The following is a 3,972-nucleotide window of genomic DNA, read 5'->3' on the forward strand; positions in this document are numbered from 1 at the left end:
CCTCCAGCACGCCGGGATGGGCGGCCAAAACATCCTCGACCTCGTTTGGATAGACGTTGAAGCCCGAGACAAGGATCATGTCTTTCTTGCGATCCACGATGCGGATATAGCCGTCGGGGTCCATCACGCCGATATCGCCGGTCAAGAACCAGTCGCCGCGCATGGTCTTGGCGGTTTCCTCGGGTTTTTCCCAATAGCCCTTCATGATCTGCGGGCCGCGCGCCGCGATCTCGCCCGGAGTGCCTTGGGGGACGGGATTGCCTGCCTCGTCGAGGCAGATGATCTCGGTCGAGGGGACGGGCACGCCGATAGAACCAGCGCGCGCCTTGCCCAGCGGCTCGAAGGTGAGCACGGGCGATGTTTCGGTCAGCCCATAGCCTTGGATCACGGGGGCGCCGGTAATCCGCTCCCATGTCTCGGCGACGGAGCTTTGCAGCGCCATGCCACCGGCAGAGGCGAATTTCAGATGCTTAGGCGGGCTGTCTTGGAACCAGATCTCATTGGTCAGCCCGTTGAAGAGCGTGTTGACCCCGCTCATCCAGGTGATCTTGTAGTTCTCAAACGCGCGCTTGAGGTTCGACAGGGGCCGGGGATTGGGGATCAAGATGTTGCGCGCGCCCAGCCAGTAAAAGCCCAGCAAATTCACCGTAAAGGCAAAGATATGGTAAAGCGGCAGGGCGGTCAGTGCCACCTCGCGGCCTTTTTCGACGCCATTCTCCACGCCTTCGATCAATTCCATGGTCTGTTCCATGTTCAAGATCAGGTTGGCATGGGTCAGCATCGCGCCCTTGGAAATGCCCGTGGTGCCGCCGGTATATTGCAGCACGGCGATATCATCGCCGGTGACATCTTGATGATATTTGCCTACGGCGATCTTGTCGGCTGCGATGCGTGCGCGCCCTGCGGCCAAGGCGGCGGGCAGGCGGATATGGGGGATATCGATCCGCTTGACCGATTTATCCCAGTATTTCTGGACCAAGCCCACGATGCCGCGCGGCATGGCGGGCAAGAACTCGGCCACGCGGGTGATGATGATATTGGGGATCGGATGGCCCGCCGTGGCACGGGGCAGCTTGTCTGCGAACATATCCATGATGATCAGCGCATGCGGGCGTGCATCTTCGAATTGGCGCGCCATCTCTTCGGCGGTGTAGAGCGGGTTGACATTGACCAGCACGCAGCCCGCCTTGAACACGCCAAAGGCCGCCACGGGAAAGGACAGGCAATTGGGCATTTGCACCGCCACGCGGTCGCCCAGCTTCAGCCCGGCCACCTCGCGCAGATAGGCGGCCATGGCATCCGACATGGCATCGACTTGCGCAAAGCTCAGCGTGCCGTTCATGCCGTTGGGCAAGCAACAGGTAAAGGCCGGCGCGCGGCCATAGCTTGCCGCCACCGATCCGATCAAATCCGCCAGATTGCGATAGGCGGGGGTCGTGATCTCGACCCGCGCGCCCGCACGGTAAAAGGCCGTCCAAGGCCGCTCTGGATGCTCCATGAGCCTCCCCCTCATGTCACGCCATTATCGCGCGACGCTAGCGCAACTCTTTTGCACTTGGAAAGGAAAACACAAAGGACGTCGCGTCATCTGTGCGCGCGCAGGCCTAGCTGCCGCGATAGGTGCTGTATCCATAGGGCGAAAGCAGCAAGGGCACATGGTAGTGATCTTGCGCCGACATGCCGAAACGGATTGGTACGTCGTCCAGAAAGAGCGGCGCGATCGCGTCGATGCCAAGGCGGCGCAGGTAGTCACCCGCCGCAAAGACCAGCTCGTAAGTGCCTGTCGCAAAGGCCGCTTCGGGCAAGATCGGCCCATCGGTGCGCCCATCGTCATTGGTGATCTTTTCGGCGATCTTCTCGCGCGATTGGCCGGTGATGCGGTAAAGCGTGATCTTGAGCCCTTGCGCCGGCGCACCCCGCGCGGTGTCAAGAACATGGGTGGTCAGAAAACCGGGCATCGTGTCTCTCCGTCATGGCCTTCCCGACCATTTCGCAGCCGCGCCCCCCTTGCAACCCCCCGCGCGCTTCGACAAGCCTTGGTCCCAGACGAATGGAGGCCCGCCCATGAACAGATATCCCCGCGACATGACCGGCTATGGTGCCACGCCCCCCGATCCGCAATGGCCCGGTGGTGCCAAGATCGCGGTGCAGATCGTGCTGAACTACGAGGAGGGGGGCGAGAACAACATCTTGCATGGTGATGCCGCCTCGGAGGCGTTCTTGTCCGAGATCACCGGTGCCGCCCCTTGGCCGGGGCAGCGGCATTGGAACATGGAACAGGTCTATGAATATGGCGCGCGGGCGGGGTTTTGGCGGCTGCACCGCATGCTGGGGGCGCTGCCCGTCACCGTCTATGGCGTGGCCACGGCCTTGGCGCGCGCGCCTGAACAAGTGGCCGCGATGAAAGATGCGGGCTGGGAGATTGCCAGCCATGGGCTGAAATGGGTCGAACACCGCGACATGCCCGAGGAGCAGGAGCGCGCCCAAATCCGTGAGGCCATCGCGCTGCACACAGAGGTGACGGGAAACGTGCCGCGCGGCTGGTACACCGGGCGCTGTTCGATGAACACCGTGCGGCTGGTGGCCGAGACCGGGCAATGTGCCTATGTGGCCGATGAATATGCCGATGATCTGCCCTATTGGCGGCGCTTTGGCGACCGCGATCAGCTGATCGTGCCCTATACGCTTGACGTCAACGACATGCGCTTTGCCATTCAGGCGGGTTTCGCTGAGGGGGCGCAATTTGCCCGCTACATCACCGACAGTTTCGACTGTCTTTATGCCGAGGGGGTGGTAGGCGCGCCCAAGATGCTGTCCATCGGGCTGCATTGCCGCTTGGCCGGGCGCCCCGGTCGGGCGCAAGCGCTGAAACATGCGCTGGCCCATATGGCGGCGCATGACGGCGTCTGGTTTGCCACAAGGGTGCAGATTGCCGAGCATTGGGCGCGGGTCCATCCGCCAAAACCAGGGCCGCGCCCATCCCAGATGGACCGCGACAGCTTTGTCGCTGCTTTTGGCGGCATTTTCGAGCATTCCCCATGGATCGCCGAGCGCGCCCATGCGCTGGAGCTTGGCCCTGCCCATGATACGCCACGCGGCGTGCATGCCGCCCTTGCCCGCATCTTTCGCAGCGCCTCCGAGGCAGAGCGACTGGGGGTTCTGAACGCCCATCCCGATTTGGCCGGCAAACTGGCCGCTGCCAAACGCCTGACGCCTGAAAGCACGGCGGAACAGGCGAGCGCCGGCCTTGATGCATTAACCGATGCCGAGCGCGCCGAGTTTACGGCGCTCAATACCGCCTATGTGGCGCAATTCGGCTTTCCCTTCATCATCGCGGTGCGCGACAATACCAAAGCCACGATCCTTGCCGCCTTTCGCCGCCGTATCGCGCAAGACCGCGACAGCGAGTTTGCCGAGGCGTGCCGACAGGTCGAACGGATCGCGGAACTCCGCTTGATGGAGAAGCTGGGATGAGCCGCGAGATCATGATCCGGCCCTTGACGGCTGAGGCCTTCGCCCCTTTCGGCGATCTGCTCGAGGTCGCGGGTGATCCCGACAAGATCATCAACCAAGGGCTTTGCGGGCGCTGGCATGATCGCGCGCGGCTTGATTTCGACGGTGGGCGCGCGGGCATCAGCCTGTTTCAGTCGCAAACCCGCGCGCTGCCCTACCTGCTCGAGATGGTCGAACGCCACCCGTTGGGGTCGCAGGCCTTTATCCCGATGTCGCATAATCCGTTTCTGGTCATCGTGGCCCCCGATCAGGGCGGCGCGCCGGGCCAGCCCTTGGCCTTTCGTACCGCGCCGGGCCAGGGGATCAATATCGCGCGCAACACATGGCATGGCGTGCTGACACCGCTCCATGCGCCGGGGCTGTTCGCCGTGATCGACCGGATTGGCGAGGGTGCAAACCTTGAAGAACATTGGTTCGATCAGCCCTATCTGGTGCGCGCGGGCTGATCGCGGCGGGTCT

At 62.9% G+C, this 3,972-nt stretch carries 4 protein-coding genes; 2 read left to right on the forward strand and 2 right to left on the reverse strand.

What is annotated here, in order from left to right; translation table 11 throughout:
• Positions 1–1,498, reverse strand: a 1,498-nt coding sequence (locus tag KG698_RS14780) for an AMP-binding protein (protein ID WP_213686311.1), incomplete at its 3' end; no start/stop codon positions are given.
• A 106-nt stretch (positions 1,499–1,604) separates the two neighbouring features.
• The gene (uraH, locus tag KG698_RS14785) at positions 1,605–1,958 is read right to left on the reverse strand and encodes a hydroxyisourate hydrolase (RefSeq protein WP_213686312.1); all 354 of its coding nucleotides are present in this window, start codon (positions 1,956–1,958) and stop codon (positions 1,605–1,607) included.
• Positions 1,959–2,064: 106 nt separating this feature from the next.
• Between uraH and puuE the strand changes: the two genes are divergently transcribed.
• Positions 2,065–3,474 (forward strand): allantoinase PuuE, encoded by a 1,410-nt coding sequence (puuE, locus tag KG698_RS14790; protein ID WP_213686313.1) that lies wholly within the window; start codon positions 2,065–2,067, stop codon positions 3,472–3,474.
• On the forward strand, positions 3,471–3,959 hold the full coding sequence (locus KG698_RS14795; protein ID WP_213686314.1) for an ureidoglycolate lyase: 489 nt from the start codon (positions 3,471–3,473) through the stop codon (positions 3,957–3,959). Before puuE ends, KG698_RS14795 begins: the two co-directional genes overlap by 4 nt.
• Positions 3,960–3,972: the final 13 nt, after the last annotated feature.

The sequence above is a fragment of the Roseicyclus sp. genome (genome assembly GCF_018402035.1).
In the GTDB taxonomy this organism is placed as follows: Bacteria; Pseudomonadota; Alphaproteobacteria; order Rhodobacterales; family Rhodobacteraceae; genus Roseicyclus.